Origin of the sequence: Streptomyces sp. A 4/2, from assembly GCF_940670765.1 — a bacterium.
Lineage (GTDB): Bacteria > Actinomycetota > Actinomycetes > Streptomycetales > Streptomycetaceae > Streptomyces.
Window position 1 is genome coordinate 207,047 of sequence record NZ_CALNVW010000037.1, and the last position, 22,769, is coordinate 229,815.

Consider the following 22,769-nt stretch of genomic DNA (forward strand, 5'->3'; position numbering starts at 1 on the left):
CGGGGGTCCAGAACCGAGGGGGAACGATCCGGCAACGGTCGCCCACTCCGGGATTCCCGGGATTCCTGAGATCCCCGGGAATCCCGGATGCCCGGGAGTTCTCTCGAATTCCCCTGAAATCTCCCGGATCCATATGGATTTTTCCGTAGTTCCCCGACGTTCCCCTGGAACCACCTACTCCCTACGCCGGAGCGGATCAGGCGCAGGTCGTCCTGGAGGAGGAGCGCATCCGGTCCCGAACAGTGCGGTAATGGATGTAGGCCCCGTAGTGTGGGTTCAAGTGCTGGAGCTGAAGTCCGTCAGAAGGGGGCGCGCGAAGCCCATGAGCGGTGTCATGAAGCGTATGGGGATGATCTTCCGCGCGAAGGCCAACAAGGCCCTGGACCGGGCCGAGGATCCGCGCGAGACCCTCGATTACTCGTACCAGAAGCAGCTCGAACTGCTTCAGAAGGTACGCCGTGGGGTCGCCGACGTGGCGACCTCCCGCAAGCGTCTCGAACTGCAGCTGAACCAGCTGCAGGGTCAGTCCTCCAAGCTGGAGGACCAGGGGCGCAAGGCGCTCGCGCTGGGTCGTGAGGACCTGGCCCGCGAAGCGCTGTCGCGGCGTGCCGCGCTGCAGCAGCAGGTCACGGACCTGGAGACGCAGCACCAGACGCTGCAGGGCGAGGAGGAGAAGCTCACTCTCGCCGCCCAGCGTCTGCAGGCCAAGGTCGATGCCTTCCGTACGAAGAAGGAGACCATCAAGGCCACCTACACGGCGGCCCAGGCGCAGACCCGGATCGCCGAATCCTTCTCGGGTATCTCCGAGGAGATGGGCGACGTCGGCCAGGCCATCGCACGGGCCGAGGACAAGACCGCCCAGCTGCAGGCCAGGGCCGGTGCGATCGACGAGCTGCTCGCCTCGGGCGCGCTGGACGACCAGTCCGGCATGGGGAAGGACGACATCTCCGCCGAGCTGGACCGGATCTCCGGTGGTACGGATGTGGAACTGGAACTGCAGCGCATGAAGGCCGAGCTGGCCGGCGGATCGTCGTCGAAGCAGGCCATCGAAGGCGGCGAGCCGCAGGACCGGCCCCATCCGAATCTGGACAAGCAGTAGGGAAGCGTCATGATCGTACGGATCATGGGTGAAGGCCAGATGGAGCTGGCCGACAGCCACCTCACCGAGCTCAACAAGCTGGACGACGAGCTCCTCGTCGAAGTGCAGAGCGGCGACGAAGCCGGCTTCCGGCGCACGCTCCACGCCCTGCTCGACAAGGTGCGGGAGCTCGGTTCCCCGCTGCCGGACGACTCGCTGGCTCCCTCGGAGCTGATCCTGCCGCCCGCCGAGGCCACGCTGGCGGACGTCAGGGAGATGCTGAACGACGACGGTCTGATCCCGGGCTGAGCCCGTTCCCCGGCCCCGGCGCTGTTTCCGGCCGTACGGCGCTCCGCACCCCTTCCGGGGGCGGGGCGCCGTCGCTGTTCCCGGAGCCCGTGCCGGGGCCGTGCATGTCCGCCGGTCGGTACGACCACGGCGCGGCACGCCGTACCGTTGTTCCACGTGTCTTCTCCGTCGAGAGCCGGTACCGGCTATGCCAGGGCCGCCGTCTGGCTGCGCGCCCACCCGCTGGCGTTCGACGCGGGCCTGGCGCTGGGCGCGCTGGTCTGCATGGTCGCCGGTTCGTTCGCCCACACCGGCGGCTCCGAAGGGCCGGCCTTCGGCCACCGGAGCCCCCAGTTCCACACCTTCGTCCTGATGGGCGTGGGCGCCGCGGCCCTGGTCCTGCGCCGCCGCACCCCGATGGCCGTACTCGCCGTCACCTGCGGGGTCACCGCGGTCCAGTTGATCTCCGGTGAACCACCGACCCTGGTGGCGATGAGCGCGGTCATCGCGCTCTGCACGGTCGCCGCCCGCACCGACCGCCCGACCACCTGGCGGGTCGGGCTGGTCACCATGGCCGTACTCACCGGGACGGCGATGTGCTTCAGCGAGACCCCCTGGTACTCCCAGGAGAACCTGGGAATCTTCGCGTGGACCGGAATGGCCTCGGCCGCAGGGGACGCCGTACGCAGCCGCCGTGCCTTCGTCGATGCCATACGGGAGAGGGCCGAGCGGGCCGAACGCACCCGTGACGAGGAGGCCCGCCGCCGGGTCGCCGAGGAGCGGCTGCGGATCGCCCGCGACCTGCACGACGTCGTCGCCCACCACATCGCCCTGGTCAACGTGCAGGCAGGGGTGGCCGCCCACGTCATGGACAAACGCCCCGACCAGGCCAAGGAGGCGCTCGCGCACGTACGGGAGGCCAGCCGCTCCGCACTGAACGAACTGCGTGCCACCGTCGGCCTGTTGCGCCAGTCCGGCGACCCCGAGGCGCCCACCGAACCGGCCCCCGGCCTCGCGGTGCTCGACGAACTGGTCGGCACCTTCCGCAACGCGGGGCTGCCCGTGGAGGTGGCCTGCAACCACGAAGAGGCGGGCATGCCCGCAGCCGTCGACCTCGCCGCGTACCGGATCATCCAGGAGGCGCTGACCAATGTGCGCAAGCACGCGGGCCCCGGGGCGAAGGCCGAGGTCAGCGTGGTGCGCGTCGGACCGGCGGTCGAGGTCACCGTCCTCGACAACGGCGTGGGCCAGGGTCCCGCGTCCCGGCCGGAGGACACCGCGCCCGGCACGGCCGCCGACGGCGGCGGCCACGGTCTGATCGGCATGCGGGAGCGGGCCGCCGCCCTGCGCGGTTCCTGCACGGCGGGCCCCCGCTACGGCGGCGGCTTCCGCGTCCAGGCGATACTGCCGGTCAACGCCGGCGCAGGGGAGGACGCATGACGATCAGGGTATTGCTCGCCGACGACCAGGCGCTGCTGCGCAGCGCGTTCCGGGTGCTGGTGGACTCGGAGCCCGACATGGAGGTCGTCGGGGAGGCGGCGGACGGCGCTCAGGCGGTGGCCCTCGCCCGCTCCGAGGCCGCCGATGTCGTCCTGATGGACATCCGGATGCCCGGTACGGACGGCCTCGCGGCCACCCGCATGATCAGCGCCGATCCGGAACTCGCCGCCGTGCACGTGGTGATGCTCACCACCTTCGAGGTGGACGAGTACGTCGTGCAGTCGCTGCGCGCGGGCGCCTCCGGCTTCCTCGGCAAGGGCGCCGAGCCGGAGGAACTGCTCAACGCGATCCGGGTCGCCGCGGCCGGTGAGGCCCTGCTGTCCCCGGTGGCCACCAAGGGGCTCATCGCGCGGTTCCTCGCCCAGGGCGGCAGTGCGGACGGAGCCGCGGACCCCGAGGCGTACGCGGAACGGCTCGCCGCCCTCACCGTCCGCGAGCGGCAGGTGCTGGTCCAGGTCGGCGGCGGCCATTCCAACGACGAGATCGCCGAACTGCTGGTCGTCAGCCCGCTCACCGTCAAGACCCATGTGAACCGGGCGATGGCGAAACTCGGCGCCCGCGACCGGGCTCAATTGGTGGTAATCGCCTACGAATCGGGCCTGGTCCACCCAAGGGCGTAGCGGCGGCCTACTCCAGCTGCGGTATGCGTCGCATAAGGGAAGGCACCTGGGAGCGACGCGTCGGGGCCCCCGGATGGCTGAAGGTATAGGTGGGTCATTCGTGCCCACCCATACCTCCAGTCACACCTGCCTCGCACGCCACAGAAGAGAGACCCCATGTCCTGGCTGTCCAGATTCAGCCTCGCGCAACGGGCCCTGATCGGGCTGATATCGATCGTCGCCGTCGTCTTCGGTGCGATAGCGATCCCGCAGCTCAAGCAGCAGCTGCTGCCCACCATCGAACTGCCGATGGTGTCGGTTCTCGCTCCGTACCAGGGTGCGTCCCCGGATGTGGTCGAGAAGCAGGTCGTAGAACCGCTCGAAGACACCATCAAGGCTGTCGACGGCATCAAGGGCGTCACCTCCACGGCGAGTGAGGGCAACGCCGTGATCATGGCCCAGTTCGAGTACGGCAACGGCACCAAGCAGCTCGTCGCCGACGTCCAGCAGGCCGTGAACCGCGCCCGGGTCAACATCCCCGACTCCGTCGACCCGCAGGTCGTGGCCGGATCGACGGACGACATCCCGACCGTCGTGCTCTCGGTCACCTCCGACAAGGACCAGCAGGCGCTGTCCGACCAGCTCGACCGCTCGGTCGTCCCGGTCCTCCAGAACATCGACGGCGTCGGCCAGGTCAGCGTCGACGGCGTGCAGGACCTCCAGGTCACCGTCACCCCCGACAGCGCGAAGCTGGCCGCCGCGGGACTCACCCCCGCCTCGCTCAGCCAGGCCCTCCAGGCGGGCGGCGCCACGCTCCCGGCCGGTTCGTTCTCCGAGGACGGCAAGAGCCGCACGGTCCAGGTCGGCGGCGGCTACACCTCGCTGAACCAGATCCAGGACCTGCGCGTCACCGGCATGTCCTCGATGGGCAAGCCGACCAAGCCGGTCCGGCTCGGCGACATCGCCAAGGTCCAGGAGCAGCCCGCCACCGCGACCTCCATCACCCGTACGAACGGCAAGCCCAGCCTCTCCATCGCCATGACGATGGGCCAGGACGGCAGCGCCGTGGGCATCTCCGACGCGGTCAAGGACAAGCTCCCCGACCTGCGCAAGACCCTCGGCTCCGGCAGTGACCTGACGGTCGCCTTCGACCAGGGACCCTCCGTCTCCAAGTCGATCAACGGCCTCACCACCGAGGGCGCGCTCGGCCTGCTCTTCGCCGTGATCGTCATCCTGCTCTTCCTGAGGTCGCTGCGCTCGACGCTGGTCACGGCGCTCTCGATCCCGCTCTCGGTGCTCCTCGCGCTGATCGTGCTGTGGACCGACAACCTCTCGCTCAACATGCTCACCCTCGGCGCGCTGACCATCGCGATCGGCCGCGTCGTCGACGACTCGATCGTCGTCCTGGAGAACATCAAGCGGCATCTGAGCTACGGCGAGGAGCGCCAGGCGGCGATCATCGCCGCGGTGAAGGAGGTCGCCGGAGCGGTCACGTCCTCGACCCTCACCACCGTCGCGGTCTTCCTGCCGATCGGCCTCGTCGGCGGCATGGTCGGCCAGCTCTTCGGCTCGTTCTCCATCACGGTCACGGCGGCGCTGCTCGCCTCGCTGCTGGTGTCGCTGACCGTGGTCCCGGTCTTCTCGTACTGGTTCCTGCGCGCCCCGAAGGGCTCGGAGGGCGTGGACCCGGAGGAGCTGCGCCGCGCGGCCGAGGCGGAGGAGGAGCGCAGCCGTCTCCAGCGCTTCTACGTCCCGGTGCTCCAGTTCGCGACCCGGCGCCGGGTCACCAGCCTGATCATCGCCGCCGTGGTCCTCGTGGCCACCTTCGGCATGGCACCGCTGCTCAAGACCAACTTCTTCGACCAGGGCGAGCAGGACACCATGTCGCTCACCCAGAAGCTCACCCCGGGCACCAGCCTGGAGGCCGCGAACACCGCGGCCAAGAAGGTCGAGAAGCTGCTCGACGGCGTCGACACCATCAAGGACTACCAGGTCACGGTCGGCTCCTCCGGCTTCGCCGCCGCGTTCGGCGGTGGCACGGGCGCCAACCAGGCCTCGTACCAGGTGACCCTGAAGAAGGCCTCCGACTACGACGCCACCCAGGACCGGATCGAGAAGGGCCTGGCCAAGCTCCACGGCATCGGCGACACCAGTGTCGGCAGTGGCGGCGGCTTCGGCAGCCAGGACCTGAGCGTCGTCGTGAAGGCGGGCGACGGCGACACCCTCAAGAAGGCGGCCGAGCAGGTACGGGCCGCTGTCGCCGAGCTCGACGACGTCAAGGACGTACAGAGCGACCTGGCGCAGAGCGTGCCGCGGATCTCCGTGAAGGCCAACGACAAGGCGGCTGCCGCGGGCTTCAACGAGACGACGCTGGGCGCGGCCGTCGGCCAGGCGGTCAAGGGCACCACGTCGGGCAAGGCGATCCTGGACGACACCGAGCGGGACGTCGTCGTGAAGGCGGCGCACCCGGCCACCACCCTGGCCCAGCTGAAGAACCTCGACCTGGGCCCGGCCAAGCTCGGCGACATCGCCACGGTGAAGCTGGTCCCCGGCCCGGTCTCGATGACCCGGATCGACGGCGCCCGCGCCGCGACGATCACGGCGAAGCCGACCGGTGACAACACGGGCGCGGTCACCACCGCGCTGCAGACCAAGATCAATGACGTCAAGAAGGCGCTGCCCAGCGGCGCGACCGTCGAGATCGGCGGCGTCTCGTCCGACCAGAGCAGCGCGTTCAAGAACCTGGCGCTGGCCATGCTGGCGGCCATCGCGATCGTCTTCATGCTCCTGGTCGCGACGTTCCGCTCGCTGGTCCAGCCGCTGATCCTGCTGGTCTCGATCCCGTTCGCGGCGACCGGCGCGCTCGGCCTGCTGATCGTCACCGGCACCCCGATGGGTGTCCCGGCGATGATCGGCATGCTGATGCTCATCGGCATCGTGGTCACCAACGCGATCGTGCTGATCGACCTGATCAACCAGTACAGGTCGCGTGGTCTCGGCGTGGTCGAAGCGGTCGTGGAGGGCGGCAGGCACCGTCTGCGGCCGATCCTGATGACCGCGCTGGCGACCATCTTCGCGCTGCTCCCGATGGCGCTCGGCGTCACCGGTGAGGGCGGCTTCATCTCGCAGCCGCTGGCCGTGGTGGTGATCGGCGGTCTGATCACGTCGACGCTGCTGACGCTGCTGCTGGTGCCGACCCTCTACGCGATGGTGGAGCTCCGCAAGGAGCGCCGGGCGAAGAAGAAGGAACTGAAGCGGGCCCAGAAGGGCGGGGCGCAGCCCCGGTCCGGCGCCGACACGTCCTCGGACGAGCCGGAGCCGGTGAACGTCTGACATCTCGCACGACCGCGGCCCCCGCACCGGAATCCGGTGCGGGGGCCGCGGGGTGTCCCGGGCGGGGAAAGTGCCGGGAGCGCTACGGCAGCGCCAGCATCCGCTCCAGCGCCAGCTTCGCGTACTTCTCCGTCTCCGGATCGACCTCGATCCGGTTCACGAGGTTCCCCTCGGCCAGCGACTCCAGCGTCCACACCAGATGCGGCAGATCGATCCGGTTCATCGTCGAGCAGAAGCAGACCGTCTTGTCGAGGAAGACGATCTCCTTGTCCGGGTGGGCGTTCGCCACCCGCCGGACCAGGTTCAGCTCGGTCCCGATCGCCCACTTCGAACCGGCGGGCGCCGCGTCGAGGGCCTTGATGATGTACTCCGTCGAGCCGACCTCGTCCGCCGCCGACACGACCTCGTGCTTGCACTCGGGGTGGACCAGCACCCGTACACCGGGTATCCGCTCACGTACGTCGTTGACCGAGTCCAGCGAGAAGCGCCCGTGCACCGAGCAGTGCCCGCGCCAGAGGATCATCTTGGCGTTGCGCAGCTGCTCGACGGTCAGGCCGCCGTTCGGCTTGTGCGGGTTGTAGAGGACGCAGTCGTCGAGCGACATCCCCAGGTCCCGGACCGCGGTGTTCCGGCCCAGGTGCTGGTCGGGCAGGAACAGCACCTGCTCGCCCTGCTCGAAGGCCCACTCCAGGGCCCGCTTCGCGTTCGACGACGTACAGATCGTGCCACCGTGCCGGCCGGTGAAGGCCTTGATGTCGGCGGAGGAGTTCATGTACGAGACGGGGACGACCCGCTCGGAGATACCGGCGTCGGTCAGCACGTCCCAGCACTCGGCGACCTGCTCGGCCGTGGCCATGTCGGCCATCGAGCAGCCGGCCGCGAGGTCCGGGAGGACCACCTTCTGGTCGGCGGAGGTCAGGATGTCCGCCGACTCGGCCATGAAGTGCACACCGCAGAAGACGATGTACTCGGCCCCCGGCCTGTCGGCCGCGTCGCGGGCGAGCTTGAAGGAGTCGCCGGTGACGTCGGCGAACTGGATGACCTCGTCACGCTGGTAGTGGTGGCCGAGCACGAAGACCTTGTCCCCGAGCTTCTCCTTGGCCGCGCGGGCGCGCTCCACCAGGTCCGGGTCGGACGGGGACGGCAGGTCGCCGGGGCACTCCACGCCACGCTCGCTCTTCGGGTCGGCCTCCCGGCCGAGCAGCAGCAGCGCGAGGGGCGACGGCTGGACATCGAGGTCCTGACGGGTTTGGGCGGTGGTCACGACACGCACCCTTTCTTTTCCAAGTTCGGCGCGGCGTGTGGCCGCTCCAGGAACCGGTGCGGACACCGGAGGCTTCTCGTCGAAATGACGTTATCTATCATAACTGCTTCACGTCACCTTGACGATGGCGATCTCGTCGATGTGACGTATCCCCGATCCCGCGGATCTGTGACTCCGCGGAGGGGGTGTGCGAGCATGAACGCGTAAGAGAAGTGCCAGGCCCGGAATGAATCCGCGGCCCCGCCGGTTGCACGAGTCGGCAAGCAGTCCGTACTTCCCCTGCCTCAGGGCGGGGAGACCCCAGCCCGGGAGTGAAGCAGATGTCCGTATCGGACGAGAAGACCACGGTGAGTGACGGCATCCTCCTGTCCGACGCCGCCGCGTCCAAGGTCAAGGCCCTGCTCGACCAGGAAGGCCGTGACGACCTCGCCCTGCGCGTCGCCGTTCAGCCGGGCGGCTGCTCGGGCCTCCGCTATCAGCTCTTCTTCGACGAGCGCTCGCTCGACGGCGATGTGGTCAAGGACTTCGGTGGAGTCAAGGTCGTCACCGACCGGATGAGCGCCCCGTACCTGGGTGGCGCCTCCGTCGACTTCGTCGACACCATCGAGAAGCAGGGCTTCACCATCGACAACCCGAACGCCTCCGGCTCCTGCGCCTGCGGCGACTCGTTCAGCTAGGACCTGGCCCAGGCCTGTACCAGCTGGTGCGCGTCCGCCGAGGACGCACGAAGCACACGCGAAGGCGGCGGCCCCCGGGATGATCCTGGGGGCCGCCGCCTTTTCGCTCCGCCGTGCCGCCCGCTACAACTGCGGGACCGCGTCACCGCTCGCCGCGTCGACGACCTTCCGGCTGCCCAGCGGCTGGTCCAGGGTGACCGTCTGCGTCACGTCCTTGGCCAGCGCGACACAGATCTTCCCCGGCTCGCGGTTCGGTCCGTCGACCGTCACCCGTACCGCGCCCTTGCTCTCGCTCGCCCGCGCGTCGTACGTACCGCACACCCCGCCCCAGAAGTGCACCGTCAGACTCCGCCCGTCGGTGCTGTAGGACTTCAGCTTCTGGTCCGTACCCGGGTGGTTGCGCCCCGGCGGCGGTTCGGGGTGCGTCAGGTAGCGGGGATCCACCGCCGTCGCCGTGACCGTGCGGAGCCGGGCGTCGCCCGTCGGCTCCGTCTCGAACAGCCATGACGGTACGAGCGTCTGCCGCCCGCCGACCAGCTGCGCCGCGAGCCCCAGCTCCGCACGGTCGATGGTCACCGGCGTGCGCTCGGGGGGGCGGGAGGAGGGTCCACAGGACTTCTCGCTGCCCGGACCGGGCGTGACGCCCTCGGCGAGCGGTTCGACGGTGGCGCAGCTGCCGCTCTTTCCTGCCCCCACCGCGGGCGCGTTCAGCTGCTTCAGCGCCTCGGCGGCGCCGACCAGCGGATACTCGGCCCCCTTGACCGGTTCCTTCAACTGCCCGCTGCCGCCGACCAGTTGGCCGGACGAGCCGATCCGGAGCCCGGTCGCCCAGCCGTAGGTGGGCAGTCCGCCGACCTTCGGGTCGGCGTTCACCACCCGCACCGAACCCGTCAACTGCCCGGCGTCGAGCTTCGCGTCGTCCTGCCCCAGCGCCTTCAGTACCGGAGCGGCTGCGGCCTTCGCCGCCTGCTCGCTCACCGCCGTACCACTGCCGCCCGGCGCGGTCCCGTCGGCCGAACAGCCCTTCCCCTGGGGGCAGTTGTCGCTCCCTCCGCTGCCGAACCTGGCGTAGGTCCAGGTGCCGGGCGCCTGCTGGGCGACCTGGAGCAGCGGCCCCGAACCGTCCTTGTCGGCGCCGACCCTCCAGGACGTACCCACCAGCCGGGGCGTGCCCGTCACGCCGAGCGCCTGGGCGAGCCGGGTCACCTCGGCCGCGGTGACGGCGCCGTCGGCGCGGTACACCGGAGCCTTGCCCGGTCCGGCGGGAAGCGGGCCCCGGGCGCGGTAGACGGTTCCGCCGGGGTCCGGCTCGCCGGGCGCGATACCGGTGACGGGGCCGCCGTGCTGCGCCGCGCTGTCCAGGGCGAGCGGGGGCGGGCCGCTGCCGCCGCTGCTCTCCGTACTGCCGCCGCCGACGGACGCGGAGGCCCAGTAGGCCCCGCCGCCCCCGGCCAGCAGTACCGCCGCCGCCACCGAGGTGACGACCGCGGGGGACCGCCGCCCACGGGGACGTGCTGTGTCGTGTTCGGGTCGCTCACTGCTCACCGCATGCTCCTTCGACTCCGCTGCCGTGTCCCGTATGTCATGTCCTCCGTAAGAAGGAACACCGGTGGGACGGGGCGGGGGAGCACACGGTTCCCTCGGATCTCCCGGAGCGTTTCAGCTGCGGGGGGCGGCTGTGCGGATCAGTGGCGTGGTGCCACCGGGCGCGGTTCAGTCCCCGTACTCGGACATCCCGTCGATCAGCCGCGCGGAGGCGGGCGGGACCGTGACCCCGTGGATGTGCGACGGGGGGACCGGGGCGGGCGCGGCACTCGGGGGCGCCACCCAGTGCGGTGCCATGCGCGCGCAGTCGCCGCGCAGGTCGTTCAGGTCTGCTTCGGGCTCGGGCCGGGCGATGGAGTTCGACATATCAGAACCGTAAGCACAGGACGCATGCGAAGAAAGCCCTACTATCGGGTAGTTTCGCCCCTTCGGCCCGTGGTGTACGAACCGGTAGCGTGAGGTGTCCGCCTCCCTCCTCCGCAGGAGTGTCTTCGCCGTGCGCATCGCAGTCACCGGCTCCATCGCCACCGACCACCTCATGACCTTCCCCGGCCGCTTCGCCGACCAGCTGGTCGCCGACCAGCTCCACACGGTCTCGCTCTCCTTCCTCGTCGACAATCTCGACGTACGGCGGGGAGGCGTCGGCGCCAACATCTGCTTCGGCATGGGCCAGCTCGGCACCCGCCCGATCCTGGTCGGCGCGGCCGGCTCGGACTTCGACGAGTACCGTGCCTGGCTCGACCGCCACGGCGTGGACACCAGGGCGGTCCGGATCTCGGAGGTCCTGCACACCGCCCGCTTCGTGTGCACCACCGACGCCGACCACAACCAGATCGGTTCCTTCTACACGGGCGCCATGAGCGAGGCCCGCCTGATCGAGCTCCAGTCGGTCGCCGAGCGCGTCGGCGGACTGGACCTGGTGCTGATCGGCGCGGACGACCCCGAGGCGATGCTCCGCCACACGGAGGAGTGCCGCACCCGCTCGATCCCCTTCGCCGCGGACTTCTCGCAGCAGATCGCCCGGATGAGCGGCGAGGACATCCGTACGCTCCTCGCGGACGCCACCTACCTCTTCTCCAACGAGTACGAGAAGGGGCTCATCGAGTCCAAGACCGGCTGGACCGACGAGGAGATCCTGGCCAAGGTCGGCCACCGGGTCACCACGCTCGGCGCCCAGGGCGTCCGTATCGACCGCGTCGGCGAGGCCCCGATCGTCGTCGGCTGCGCGGAGGAGGAGACCAAGGCCGACCCGACGGGCGTCGGCGACGCGTTCCGCGCGGGCTTCCTGTCGGGCCTCGCCTGGGGCGTCAGCCTGGAGCGCGCGGCGCAGGTCGGCTGCATGCTGGCGACGCTGGTGATCGAGACGGTGGGCACCCAGGAGTACACGCTGAGCCGCACCAACTTCATGGACCGCTTCACCAAGGCGTACGGCCACGAGGCGGCCACCGAGGTGCAGTCCCACCTCCCGTAACCCGACGGGGCGCTCAGGACACCCGGCGCACCCGGTAGGCGGTACCCCCGTCGGCCGGGTGCGCCCCCTCGTATCCCTGCCCGCGCATCTCGCACCACGCCGGTACGTCCAGCCGGGCCGCCTCGTCGTCCGAGAGCACCGTCACCACCCCGCCGACCGGTACCTTCCCGATCACCTTGGCGAGCTCGATCACCGGGATCGGGCACCGCTTGCCGAGCGCGTCCACCACGAGCGTGTCCACCCCGGCCCCGGAGTCCGGTGCCGCTTCCGGCACCGGCTCCGCCGGGGCCCCGGCCGCGTCGCCGACGCCCAGCCGCTCCCGTACCGAGCGGACCACCCCCGGCAGCACCGCCAGGAACCGCTCCACGTCCTCCTCGGCCGTGCCGACCGGCAGGGAGATCCGTACGTTCCCCTCGGAGAGCACCCCCATCGCCCGCAGCACATGACTGGGCGTCAGCGTGCTGCTGGTGCAGGACGAACCGGACGACACGGAGAAACCGGCCCGGTCCAACTCGTGCAGCAGAGTCTCCCCGTCGACATAGAGACAGGAGAACGTCACGAGATGCGGCAGCCGCCGCAGCGGATCGCCGACCACCTCGACATCGGGCACCAGCTCCGGCACCCGGGCCCTGATCCGGTCCACCAGCCCCCGCAGCCGCACCCCTTCGGCGTCCGCCTCGGCCCGGACCGCGCGCAGCGACGCCGCCGCGGCCACGATCGCCGGGACGTTCTCGAAGCCGGCTGCCCGCCCGGACTCCCGCTCGTCGGCCGGGCCTTGAGGGACGAACCTCACACCCTTCCGTACGGCGAGCAGCCCCACTCCGGCCGGTCCGCCCCATTTGTGCGCACTCGCGGCGAGCAGCGACCAGGCGCCCCGTACCGGCCCCCACCCCAGCGACTGCGCCGCGTCCACCAGCAGCGGCACACCCGCCTCCCGGCACGCCTCGGCGACCTCGGCGACCGGCTGTTCCGTGCCGACCTCGTGGTTCGCGGACTGCAGACACGCCAGGGCGGTGGTCCCGGTCAGCGCGGCGGCGTACGCGTCCGGGGTCACCGCCCCGGCCCGCCCCACCGCCACCTCGGTCACCGAACCGCCGGCCGCCTCGTGGGCGGCGGCCGAGTGGAGTACCGAAGAGTGTTCGACCGCCGACACCACCAGGTGGCCGCCGACACGCCGACGCCCAGAAAGTGCTCCGGCAATTCCTGAGTGGACCGCGCGGGTCCCGGAAGAGGTGAACACGAGTTCGTCGGGGCGGCACCCGACCGCCTCGGCCGCCGCCTCCCGCGCCGCGTCGAGCAGCAGCCGCACCCGCCGCCCTTCCCGGTACAGGCGGGCCGGATCGGCCCAGCCTTCGTCCAGGGAGGCTTGCAGGGCCTGACGTGCGACGGGGTGCAGAGGCGCGGAGGAGGCGGCATCGAAGTAGGGCACGGCGCCACGCTAGCCGCCGCCCTCGCGCGGCCGGTCCGCACCGTCAGGGGAGAGACCGTCAGATCGCCGCCGGAAGCCGGGATTCCACCCCTTCGGGGTGTCGGACGGCGCGTTGGGCACCCTCCCCGCGCGGCCCCAAATGGCCTCCAGTAGGGTTTGGTCCGCATAAACATCCAAACCCCTGCCCGGAGCAGGACCGGCGACCGACCTCGATGCGGCCGCAGCCGGCCGCACGGGCGAGACTCTCGGGAAGGCGCTACGTGAGTCCCAACGGCTCCGACCGCTCGTCGCGGCGCCCGATGCGGCGGAAGCTGCCGCAGGTGCTGACTGCGGGCCTGATCCTTGTGACCGCTACAGGTTGCTCGTACAAGGATTTCCCCCGCCTTGGTATGCCCACCCCGGTAACGGAAGAGGCACCTCGGATCCTCTCCCTCTGGCAGGGCTCGTGGGCGGCAGCGCTCGCCACGGGCGTGCTGGTGTGGGGGTTGATCATCTGGAGTGTCATCTTCCACCGGCGTAGCCGGACCAAGGTGGAGGTACCTCCGCAGACGCGGTACAACATGCCCATCGAGGCGCTGTACACCGTGGTCCCCCTCATCATCGTCTCGGTGCTCTTCTACTTCACCGCCCGCGATGAGTCGAAGTTGCTCAGCCTCTCGCCGAAGCCCGCCCACACGGTCAACGTGGTCGGCTTCCAGTGGAGCTGGGGCTTCAACTACATCGAGGACGTGGATGGGAACCCGGCCACGGGCAACGCTGCGAAGACCGCTGAGCTGTCCGACATTCCGGACCGCTTCACCAAGCAATTCCCCAAGGGGGCCGAAGGCGTCTACGACGTCGGCACTCCGGCAACCCGGAACCCGCAGAACGGCAACCCGGGTCCCACCCTGTGGCTGCCGAAGGGGGAGAAGGTCCGCTTCGTTCTGACTTCGCGCGACGTCATCCATGACTTCTGGGTGGTGCCGTTCCTCATGAAGATGGACGTTGTTCCGGGCCACACCAACTCCTTCGAGGTGACTCCCAACCAGGAAGGCACCTTCAGGGGCAAGTGCGCTGAGCTCTGCGGCGTAGACCACTCCCGGATGCTCTTCAATGTGAAGGTCGTCTCTCCGGAGCGCTACAAGCAGCACCTCAAGGACCTGGCGAATGAGCACCAGAAGGGCTACATCCCCGCCGGGATCGCGCAGACTGGCCACGCCAAGAACGCGGAGACGAACAACCTGTGAGCATCCTCAACGAACCCCAGGGTGCCGCGGCAGCAAACGACTCCTACGAGAGCGAGCTGCCGGTACGGCGCAAAGAGCCGGGAAACGTCGTCATCAAGTGGCTGACCACCACTGACCACAAGACGATCGGCACGATGTATCTGGTCACCTCGTTCGCGTTCTTCTGCATCGGCGGTGTGCTGGCCCTCGTGATGCGGGCCGAGCTGGCCCGTCCGGGCACGCAGATCGTGTCGAACGAGCAGTTCAACCAGGCGTTCACGATGCACGGCACGATCATGCTGCTGATGTTCGCGACGCCGTTGTTCGCCGGGTTCGCGAACTGGATCATGCCGTTGCAGATCGGCGCGCCCGATGTGGCGTTCCCGCGGCTGAACATGTTCGCGTACTGGCTGTACCTCTTCGGCTCGCTCATCGCGGTCGGTGGCTTCATCACCCCGCAGGGCGCGGCCGACTTCGGCTGGTTCGCCTACTCCCCGCTGTCGGACGCCGTCCGCTCGCCGGGTGTGGGTGCCGACATGTGGATCATGGGTCTGGCCTTCTCCGGCTTCGGCACGATCCTCGGTTCGGTCAACTTCATCACCACGATCATCTGCATGCGCGCGCCCGGCATGACGATGTTCCGGATGCCGATCTTCGTGTGGAACGTCCTGCTGACCGGTGTTCTGGTCCTGCTGGCCTTCCCGGTCCTCGCCGCCGCACTCTTCGCGCTGGAGGCGGACCGCAAGTTCGGCGCTCATGTATTCGATGCGTCAAATGGCGGCGCGCTCCTATGGCAACACCTCTTCTGGTTCTTCGGCCATCCAGAGGTGTACATCATCGCGTTGCCATTCTTCGGAATTATTTCCGAAGTGATTCCAGTGTTCTCCAGAAAGCCGATGTTCGGATACATCGGCCTGGTCGCCGCCACCATTTCGATCGCCGGTCTTTCGGTGACGGTGTGGGCGCACCACATGTACGTCACCGGCGGTGTGCTGCTGCCGTTCTTCTCCTTCATGACCTTCCTGATCGCGGTGCCGACCGGTGTGAAGTTCTTCAACTGGATCGGCACGATGTGGAAGGGGTCGCTGTCCTTCGAGACACCGATGCTCTGGGCCGTCGGCTTCCTGATCACCTTCACCTTCGGTGGTCTGACCGGCGTGATCCTGGCCTCGCCCCCGATGGACTTCCACGTCTCCGACTCGTACTTCGTCGTCGCGCACTTCCACTACGTCATCTTCGGCACCGTGGTGTTCGCGATGTTCTCCGGATTCCACTTCTGGTGGCCGAAGTTCACCGGCAAGATGCTGGACGAGCGACTGGGCAAGATCACCTTCTGGACGCTGTTCGTGGGCTTCCACGGCACGTTCCTGGTGCAGCACTGGCTGGGTGTCGAGGGCATGCCGCGGCGTTACGCGGACTACCTCGCCGCTGACGGCTTCACCACGCTGAACACGATCTCGACCATCAGCTCCTTCCTGCTGGGCCTGTCGATCCTGCCGTTCTTCTACAACGTCTGGAAGACCGCCAAGTACGGGAAGAAGATCGAGGTCGACGACCCGTGGGGCTACGGGCGTTCGCTCGAATGGGCGACGTCCTGCCCGCCGCCCCGGCACAACTTCACCACCCTGCCGCGGATCCGTTCCGAATCCCCGGCGTTCGACCTGCACCACCCTGAGATCGCGGCTCTCGACCAGCTCGAGAACCACGGTGCCGAAGCGGCCCTCGCCGGTGGCAAGGAGGCGGGCAAGTGAAGGTCCAGGGAAAGATGTTCATCTGGCTGGCCGTCTTCATCCTCGCCGTAGCGGTCGTCTACGGCGTGTGGTCGAAGGAGGCAGCCGGTACCACGGCACTCTTCATGGCCTTCGGGCTGAGCATCATGATCGGTTTCTACCTGGCCTTCACGGCCAAGCGGATCGATGCCGGCGCGATGGACGACAAGGAGGCCGACGTCGCGGACGACGCCGGTGAGGTCGGGTTCTTCGCCCCGCACAGCTGGCAGCCGATCTCGCTGGCCATCGGCGGTGCGCTCGCCTTCCTGGCCATCGCGATGGGCTGGTGGCTGCTGTACTTCTCGGCACCGCTCGTCGTGATCGGCCTCTGGGGCTGGGTGTTCGAGTTCTACCGCGGAGAGAACCAGAACCAGTAGGACCGCTCCACCGCACGAGAGGCCCGGACGCCATTCAGGTGTCCGGGCCTCCTCGTTTGCAGTCATCCGGCGTGCCGTTACCGGGAGATCTTCATAACGTGTGCTTATGAGCCACGCACCTCGATTCCGTACGGTCCTGAGCTGCACACTGCTGGTCGTGTCCCTGGGGGCGACGGCGACCGCGTGCGGCGGCTCCCCCAACAATCCGCTCTCCGCGCCGCCGTACAACGCCGCCGACGACATCTCGTTCAGCGGCCCCGGCGGCAGCGGCAAGGTGGACCCGGACAAGCCGCTCGAAGTCACCTCCAAGGATGACGGCGGTCGCATCACCGATGTGACCGCCTCGGACAGCACAGGACGCCAACTGGCGGGCGAACTCTCGGCGGACGGCAGCAGGTGGCACAGCACGGCCCCGCTGGCCGCAGGCGCGCACTACACGGTGCGCGTCGCCACCGAGGACGAGGACGGCTCGCCGGGCGCGAAGACGACCACGTTCGACACGGCTCCCGCCGCCGACCGGCTCAACGTCACCTTCGGGCCCAAGGCGGGCGAGTACGGCGTCGGACAGCCCGTCACCGCCCAACTCAGCGCCCCGGTCAAGGACAAGGCCGCCAGGGCCCAGGTCGAGCGTGCCCTGAAGGTCGACTCGGTACCGTCCGTCGAAGGCGCCTGGTACTGGGTGGACAGCAAGACGCTGCACTACCGCCCGAAGGAGTACTGGCCCGCACACGCCACGATCGACGTGCACAGCAACCTGAACGGGATAAAAGTGGCGGGCAAGCTCTACGGCGGCGACGCCAAGCCGCTCAAGCTGACCACCGGCGACCGCCTCGTGGCCGTCACGGACGCGTCGTCGCACGAAATGACGGTCACCCGCAACGGCGAAGTGATCAACACCATTCCGGTGACCACCGGCAAGGCGGGCTTCTCCACCCGCAACGGCGTCAAGGTCGTGCTGGGCAAGCAGTACTTCGTACGCATGACCAGCGCCAGCATCGGTATCGCCGCCGGGAGTTCGGACTCGTACGACCTGCCGGTCTACTACGCGACACAGGTCACACTGAGCGGGGAGTACGTCCACGCCGCGCCGTGGTCCGTGGGCTCGCAGGGGAGTGCCAACACCAGCCACGGCTGCACCGGGATGAGCACGGACAACGCCTCCTGGTTCTTCAGCCACGTGCGCCAGGGCGACATCGTCGACGTCGTCGGCAGCGACGGCGACACGATGACGCCGTTCGACAACGGCTTCGGGGACTGGAACGTGTCCTGGGCCAAGTGGGCCAAGGGCAGCGCGCTGACGAACGGCAAGCAGGTGCCCGCCGCACCCGCGGAAACGGCCCGGCTGCGGCCCGCCGCGTTCTGACGGGAGCCGACGCGCGGTTCCGCGGGAGCGGTCCGCCGCGGCCGGGTCAGGACCCCGTGGCGACGGTGCCGGCGGCGAGCCTGCTGCGGATCAGAGCGGCCAGCGTGCCCGCGAACTCCACCGGCTCCACCGGAAGTGTCGCCGCGGCGTCCGCGCGGCTCCAGGTGGCCAGCCAGGCGTCCTGGGGGCGGCCCATCAGCAGCAGCACGGGCGGGCACCGGAAGATCTCGTCCTTGATCTGCCGGCAGACCCCCATACCTCCCGCGGGGACCGACTCGCCGTCCAGCACGCAGACATCGATCCCACCGTTGTCCAGGGCCTTGAGCACCGCGTCGAGCGTCGCGCACTCCAGGTACTGCACCGGCGGCACGTCCGAGGCCGGCCGCCGGCCCGCGGCGAGCCGTACCTGCTCACGGGTGTTCGCGTCGTCGCTGTAGACCAGGACCGTGGCGCTCGGCTGCATTGTTCCTCCGTGACGGCTGTTTCGGGGACTGCGGGGCTTCGACCTTGGCGCGGATGCTACTCCGTCCGACACCCCGTCAACACCGTTACGGACCGCCTCGCGCTGGGCCGTTCGAGCTGGACACGAGGGGCTGACACACCGAACGGCACCCCCCAGGGTGAGGGCGGGATAAGCGACCGACATAATGTCGGTCGTGGCGACAGCAACGACAGTAGAAACCGGGCACGCGCACCCGTCGGTCAATCGGCCGAACCTCACCAGCGTCGGAACCATCATCTGGTTGAGTTCCGAGCTGATGTTCTTCGCGGCCCTCTTCGCGATGTACTTCACCCTGCGATCGGTGACGGGTCCCGAGCACTGGAAGGAAATGGCGTCCTCGCTGAACGTTCCTTTCTCGGCGACGAACACCACGATCCTGGTGCTCTCTTCTCTCACCTGCCAGCTCGGCGTGTTCGCCGCCGAGCGGGGCGATGTGAAGAAGCTCCGCACGTGGTTCATGATCACGTTCGTGATGGGTGCGATCTTCATCGGAGGCCAGATCTTCGAGTACACCGACCTGGTGAAGAAGGACGGCCTTTCGCTGTCCTCCGACCCGTACGGTTCGGTGTTCTACCTGACCACCGGCTTCCACGGCATGCATGTGACAGGCGGTCTCATCGCCTTCCTGTTCGTTCTGGGCAGGACATACGCGGCCAAGAGATTCACGCACCACCAGGCAACCGCCGCCATCGTCGTGTCCTATTACTGGCACTTCGTCGATGTCGTCTGGATCGGCCTCTTCGCGACGATCTACCTCATCAAGTAATCGGGCCCGACGCCCCACTCATCCAGCAAGCACCGACGCAGAAGATCCTGACACCGGGGTAATCCGTGAAAAAGCTCTCCGCACGACGACGCCACCCGTTGGCGGCGGTCGTCGTCCTACTCCTCGCGCTGGCGGCCACCGGGGGGCTGTATGCCGCGTTCGCGCCTGCGGGCAAGGCGCAGGCCGACGAAGCCTCCCAGTCCCTCGCCATCACTGAGGGCAAGAAGCTCTTCTCCGTGGGCTGCGCAAGCTGCCACGGAATGGGAGGCCAAGGCTCGTCCGACGGGCCGCCCCTGGTCGGCGTCGGCTCCGCCGCCGTCGACTTCCAGGTGGGCACCGGCCGTATGCCGGCCCAGCAGCCCGGCGCCCAGGTGCCGAAGAAGAAGGTCATCTACTCGCAGGCCGAGATCGACCAGCTCGCCGGGTACGTGGCTTCCCTCGGCGCGGGCCCCATCGCGCCGACCGCGAAGCAGTACAGCGACCAGGGCGCCGACATCGCACGCGGTGGCGAGCTCTTCCGCACCAACTGCGCCCAGTGCCACAACTTCACGGGTGAGGGCGGCGCGCTGACACACGGCAAGTACGCCCCCAGCCTTGCAGGCGTGGACCCGAAGCACATCTACGAGGCCATGCAGAGTGGCCCGCAGAGCATGCCGTCCTTCCCCGACACCACGATGCCGGAGAAGAGCAAGCAGGACATCATCGCGTACGTCAAGACCGTCAACGGCGACGAGTCCGAGAGCCCCGGTGGCCTCAAGCTGGGCGGGCTCGGTCCGGTCAGCGAGGGCCTGTTCGGCTGGATCTTCGGACTCGGTGCACTGATCGCAGTTGCCATCTGGGTCGCGGCCCACACCGCTAAGGCCAAGAAGTCATGAGTAGCCAAGAGAATTCCGAAGAGATCCTGCCGAGTAAGCAGGAGGCCGCGCACGGCGCGGTGGAGCACGCGGACGATCCGTTCGCCGACCCGGGAATGCCGGCCCACAAGCCGCGCATCCAGGACATCGACGAGCGGGCCGCCAAGCGCTCCGAGCGCGTGGTCGCCTTCCTGTTCACGCTCTCGATGCTGGCGACGATCGCGTTCATCGCGTCCTACGTGATCTTCCCGGTCGACAAGATCGTCTTCATCTTCCCGTTCGGGCACGTGAGCGCCCTCAACTTCTCCCTGGGTCTGACCCTGGGTGTGGCGCTCTTCACCATCGGCGCGGGCGCGGTCCACTGGGCCCGCACGCTGATGTCGGACGTCGAGACGGCGGCCGACCGCCACCCGATCGAGGCCGAGCCCGAGGTCAAGGCGCAGGTCCTGGCGGACTTCGCGGCAGGTGCCGCCGAGTCCGGCTTCGGCCGCCGCAAGCTGATCCGCAACACGCTGTTCGGCGCGATGGCCATGGTGCCGCTCGCCGGTGTGGTGCTGCTGCGCGACCTCGGCCCGCTGCCGGAGAAGAAGCTCCGCGAGACGCTGTGGAACCGCGGCAAGGTGCTCATCAACATGAACACCAATGAGCCGCTGCGTCCCGAGGACGTGGCCGTCGGTTCGCTGACGTTCGCCATGCCCGAGGGCCTCGAGGAGAGCGACGAGGACTTCCAGACGCAGATCGCCAAGGCTGCCCTGATGATCGTCCGTATCCAGCCGGAGAACATCAAGGACAAGAAGGAGCGCGAGTGGGCCCACGACGGCATCGTCGCGTTCTCGAAGATCTGCACCCACGTCGGCTGCCCGATCAGCCTGTACGAGCAGCAGACGCACCACGTGCTCTGCCCGTGCCACCAGTCCACCTTCGACCTGTCCGACGGCGCCCGCGTCATCTTCGGCCCGGCCGGCCACGCCCTGCCGCAGCTGCGGATCGGTGTGAACGGCGAGGGTAACCTCGAAGCGCTCGGCGACTTCGCAGAGCCCGTCGGTCCTGCCTTCTGGGAGCGCGGATGAGCACCGTGACGGATACACAGCGCAAGGCGCCCGCCGGCGAGCGGGTGGCCGACTGGGCGGACGGCCGCCTGGGCATCTACGGCCTGGCCAAGGCCAACATGCGCAAGATCTTCCCGGACCACTGGTCCTTCATGCTCGGGGAGATCTGCCTCTACAGCTTCATCATCATCATCCTCACGGGTGTCTATCTGACGCTGTTCTTCCACCCGAGCATGAACGAGGTCGTCTACGACGGCCCGTACGTGCCGCTCCAGGGCATCCGGGTGTCCGAGGCCTTCGCCTCGACGATGAACATCAGCTTCGGGGTCCGCGGCGGTCTGCTCATCCGGCAGATCCACCACTGGGCCGCGCTGATCTTCCTCGCGGGCATGCTCGTGCACATGATGCGGGTGTTCTTCACGGGCGCGTTCCGCAAGCCGCGTGAGATCAACTGGCTGTTCGGCTTCCTGCTGCTGGTGCTGGGTATGTTCACCGGCTTCACCGGCTACTCGCTCCCGGACGACCTGCTCTCCGGTACGGGTGTGCGGTTCATGGAGGGCGTCATGCTCTCCATCCCGATCGTCGGCTCGTACGCGTCGATGTTCCTGTACGGCGGGGAGTTCCCCGGCGGTGACTTCGTCGCCCGGTTCTACTCGGTCCACGTGCTGCTGCTGCCGGGCATCATGCTCGGCCTGCTGGTCGGCCACTTGATCCTGGTCTTCTACCACAAGCACACGCAGTTCGCGGGCCCCGGCAAGACCAACAAGAACGTCGTCGGCATGCCGCTGCTGCCGGTCTACATGGCCAAGGCCGGAGGCTTCTTCTTCCTGGTCTTCGGTGTCATCGCGGCCATCGCGGCGATCGCCTCGATCAACCCGATCTGGGACATCGGCCCGTACCGGCCCGACCAGGTGTCGACCGGCGCCCAGCCCGACTGGTACATGGGATTCTCCGAGGGTCTCGTCCGCATCATGCCGGGCTGGGAGATCAACGCCTGGGGTCACACACTCGTCCTGGGTGTGTTCATCCCGATCGTGGTCTTCCCGCTGGTCCTGGCGGCCATCGGTGTCTACCCGTTCATCGAGTCCTGGATCACCGGCGACAAGCGCGAGCACCACATCCTGGACCGCCCGCGCAACGCCCCGACCCGTACCGGCCTCGGCGTCGCCTGGATCACGCTGTACCTGATCCTGCTCGTCGGTGGCGGCAACGACCTCTGGGCGACGCACTTCGAACTGTCGATCAACGCGATCACCTGGTTCGTCCGGATCGGAATGTTCGTCGGACCGGTCATCGCGTTCATCGTCACCAAGCGGTTCTGCCTCGGCCTCCAGCGTCGCGACAAGGAGAAGGTGCTGCACGGACGCGAGTCCGGCATCATCAAGCGCCTGCCGCACGGTGAGTTCGTCGAGGTGCACGAGCCGCTCGCCCCGGAGGCGCTGCACACGCTCACCGCGCACGAGCAGTACCAGCCGCTCGAAATCGGCCCCGAGGTCGACGAGAACGGTGTCGCGCGCAAGATCTCGCGTCTGACCAAGCTGCGCGCCAAGCTGAACAAGGGCTACTACGGCGAGCACAGCCAGATCGAGAAGCCCACCGCCGACGAGTACAAGGAGATCACCAGCGGCCACGGCCATCACTGATCACCTGACCGACTGAACACAGTCGCCACAGCAGGAGCCCCGTCCAGCGCATGGACG

The 22,769-nt window shown here is 68.5% G+C and carries 20 protein-coding genes; 15 read left to right on the plus strand and 5 right to left on the minus strand.

All coding sequences use genetic code 11. The features are described 5' to 3' along the window. Positions 1-322: 322 nt before the first annotated feature. The 5 genes from NBY69_RS27860 to NBY69_RS27880 all read left to right on the plus strand — a co-directional run bounded on the left by NBY69_RS27860 (position 323) and on the right by NBY69_RS27880 (position 6,798). Entirely contained in the window at positions 323-1,099 is a 777-nt protein-coding gene (locus NBY69_RS27860; RefSeq protein ID WP_250304574.1) for a PspA/IM30 family protein, read from the plus strand. A 9-nt stretch (positions 1,100-1,108) separates the two neighbouring features. Further along, complete coding sequence (locus tag NBY69_RS27865) at positions 1,109-1,387, plus strand: PspA-associated protein PspAA (protein ID WP_250304576.1); 279 nt, start codon at positions 1,109-1,111, stop codon at positions 1,385-1,387. 156 nt (positions 1,388-1,543) lie between these two features. Further along, complete coding sequence (locus NBY69_RS27870) at positions 1,544-2,806, plus strand: sensor histidine kinase (protein ID WP_250304578.1); 1,263 nt, start codon at positions 1,544-1,546, stop codon at positions 2,804-2,806. Then, positions 2,803-3,486, plus strand: coding sequence for a response regulator transcription factor (locus tag NBY69_RS27875; RefSeq protein ID WP_250304579.1), 684 nt, complete (start codon positions 2,803-2,805; stop codon positions 3,484-3,486). The genes NBY69_RS27870 and NBY69_RS27875 overlap by 4 nt, the downstream gene beginning before the upstream one ends. Positions 3,487-3,642: 156 nt before the next feature. Continuing rightward, a complete protein-coding gene (locus NBY69_RS27880) occupies positions 3,643-6,798 on the plus strand; it encodes an efflux RND transporter permease subunit (RefSeq protein ID WP_250304581.1) in 3,156 nt (1,051 codons plus the stop codon). An 82-nt stretch (positions 6,799-6,880) separates the two neighbouring features. On the opposite strand, the gene nadA is transcribed toward NBY69_RS27880, so the two are convergent. Continuing rightward, complete coding sequence (gene nadA / locus NBY69_RS27885; RefSeq protein WP_250304583.1) at positions 6,881-8,071, minus strand: quinolinate synthase NadA; 1,191 nt, start codon at positions 8,069-8,071, stop codon at positions 6,881-6,883. A 311-nt stretch (positions 8,072-8,382) separates the two neighbouring features. Between nadA and NBY69_RS27890 the strand changes: the two genes are divergently transcribed. Further along, positions 8,383-8,739 carry an iron-sulfur cluster assembly accessory protein gene (locus tag NBY69_RS27890; protein WP_250304585.1) on the plus strand — a complete coding sequence of 119 codons (357 nt, stop codon included), beginning with the start codon at positions 8,383-8,385 and terminating at the stop codon, positions 8,737-8,739. Positions 8,740-8,862: 123 nt separating this feature from the next. On the opposite strand, the gene NBY69_RS27895 is transcribed toward NBY69_RS27890, so the two are convergent. Together NBY69_RS27895 and NBY69_RS27900 are read right to left on the minus strand one after the other, a co-directional pair. Next, a complete protein-coding gene (locus NBY69_RS27895) occupies positions 8,863-10,284 on the minus strand; it encodes a hypothetical protein (RefSeq protein ID WP_250304587.1) in 1,422 nt (473 codons plus the stop codon). A 168-nt stretch (positions 10,285-10,452) separates the two neighbouring features. After that, positions 10,453-10,650 (minus strand): hypothetical protein, encoded by a 198-nt coding sequence (locus NBY69_RS27900; RefSeq protein WP_250304589.1) that lies wholly within the window; start codon positions 10,648-10,650, stop codon positions 10,453-10,455. A 130-nt stretch (positions 10,651-10,780) separates the two neighbouring features. Here NBY69_RS27900 and NBY69_RS27905 point away from each other — a divergent pair, with 130 nt between their 5' ends. Beyond that, positions 10,781-11,755: a carbohydrate kinase family protein gene (locus NBY69_RS27905; RefSeq protein WP_250304591.1), complete on the plus strand. Its 975-nt coding sequence runs from the start codon at positions 10,781-10,783 to the stop codon at positions 11,753-11,755. 13 nt (positions 11,756-11,768) lie between these two features. Here the strand turns inward: NBY69_RS27905 and NBY69_RS27910 are convergent, their stop codons facing one another. Continuing rightward, positions 11,769-13,184, minus strand: coding sequence for a cysteine desulfurase/sulfurtransferase TusA family protein (locus tag NBY69_RS27910; RefSeq protein ID WP_250304594.1), 1,416 nt, complete (start codon positions 13,182-13,184; stop codon positions 11,769-11,771). Between the two features lie 260 nt (positions 13,185-13,444). On the opposite strand from NBY69_RS27910, the gene coxB reads away from it, so the two are divergent. The 4 genes from coxB (at position 13,445) to NBY69_RS27930 (ending at position 17,898) form a co-directional block, all read left to right on the plus strand. Continuing rightward, a complete protein-coding gene (coxB, locus tag NBY69_RS27915) occupies positions 13,445-14,410 on the plus strand; it encodes a cytochrome c oxidase subunit II (RefSeq protein ID WP_250304596.1) in 966 nt (321 codons plus the stop codon). Continuing rightward, positions 14,407-16,140, plus strand: a complete 1,734-nt coding sequence (gene ctaD, locus NBY69_RS27920; protein ID WP_250304598.1) for a cytochrome c oxidase subunit I — start codon at positions 14,407-14,409, stop codon at positions 16,138-16,140. Before coxB ends, ctaD begins: the two co-directional genes overlap by 4 nt. Further along, positions 16,137-16,535, plus strand: a complete 399-nt coding sequence (locus tag NBY69_RS27925; RefSeq protein WP_250304599.1) for a cytochrome c oxidase subunit 4 — start codon at positions 16,137-16,139, stop codon at positions 16,533-16,535. The genes ctaD and NBY69_RS27925 overlap by 4 nt, the downstream gene beginning before the upstream one ends. A gap of 106 nt (positions 16,536-16,641) precedes the next feature. Then, positions 16,642-17,898 carry an Ig-like domain-containing protein gene (locus tag NBY69_RS27930; RefSeq protein WP_250304601.1) on the plus strand — a complete coding sequence of 419 codons (1,257 nt, stop codon included), beginning with the start codon at positions 16,642-16,644 and terminating at the stop codon, positions 17,896-17,898. A 46-nt stretch (positions 17,899-17,944) separates the two neighbouring features. On the opposite strand, the gene NBY69_RS27935 is transcribed toward NBY69_RS27930, so the two are convergent. After that, positions 17,945-18,361, minus strand: a complete 417-nt coding sequence (locus NBY69_RS27935) for a hypothetical protein (protein WP_250304602.1) — start codon at positions 18,359-18,361, stop codon at positions 17,945-17,947. A 184-nt stretch (positions 18,362-18,545) separates the two neighbouring features. Between NBY69_RS27935 and NBY69_RS27940 the strand changes: the two genes are divergently transcribed. From NBY69_RS27940 to NBY69_RS27955, 4 genes are all read left to right on the plus strand, one after another. Further along, a complete protein-coding gene (locus tag NBY69_RS27940; RefSeq protein ID WP_250304605.1) occupies positions 18,546-19,166 on the plus strand; it encodes a heme-copper oxidase subunit III in 621 nt (206 codons plus the stop codon). A gap of 65 nt (positions 19,167-19,231) precedes the next feature. Continuing rightward, positions 19,232-20,041 (plus strand): c-type cytochrome, encoded by an 810-nt coding sequence (locus tag NBY69_RS27945; protein WP_250304606.1) that lies wholly within the window; start codon positions 19,232-19,234, stop codon positions 20,039-20,041. After that, complete coding sequence (locus NBY69_RS27950) at positions 20,038-21,090, plus strand: Rieske 2Fe-2S domain-containing protein (protein ID WP_250304608.1); 1,053 nt, start codon at positions 20,038-20,040, stop codon at positions 21,088-21,090. Before NBY69_RS27945 ends, NBY69_RS27950 begins: the two co-directional genes overlap by 4 nt. Beyond that, positions 21,087-22,712: a ubiquinol-cytochrome c reductase cytochrome b subunit gene (locus NBY69_RS27955; protein ID WP_250304611.1), complete on the plus strand. Its 1,626-nt coding sequence runs from the start codon at positions 21,087-21,089 to the stop codon at positions 22,710-22,712. The genes NBY69_RS27950 and NBY69_RS27955 overlap by 4 nt, the downstream gene beginning before the upstream one ends. Positions 22,713-22,769 lie beyond the last annotated feature (57 nt).